The organism is Halomonas sp. ND22Bw (assembly GCF_003011945.1).
Taxonomy (GTDB): domain Bacteria; phylum Pseudomonadota; class Gammaproteobacteria; order Pseudomonadales; family Halomonadaceae; genus Halomonas; species Halomonas halophila.
In genome coordinates this window covers 1-272 of the sequence record NZ_PXWD01000859.1, presented here as the reverse complement: position 1 = coordinate 272, position 272 = coordinate 1, and the positions used below count along the sequence as shown (strand labels likewise).

Genomic DNA, 272 nt, shown 5'->3' with positions numbered 1-272 from the left:
CATGCTTTTTTTGAGCAGACGGTTTTCGAGCGTCAGGTCGGCCACGCATTCCTTCAGGGCACGGGCTTCGCGGCGCAGGTCCTGCACCTCGCCGCTGGTCGCGGCACGAGCCGTGTCACCCGCCAGGCGCCGCTTGCCCGCTTCCATAAACTCCTTCGACCAGGTGTAATACAGGCTCTGGGCAATGCCTTCCTTGCGGCATAGTTCAGCAATGCTGTCTTCGCCACGCAGCCCATCGAGCACAATGCGGATCTTGTCTTCGGCCGAAAAAT

The 272-nt window shown here is 60.3% G+C and carries 1 protein-coding gene; it reads right to left on the bottom strand.

The features are described from left to right. Window positions 1–272 (bottom strand): transposase (locus CVH10_RS20590; RefSeq protein WP_146143197.1); only part of this gene is annotated, 272 nt, incomplete at both ends.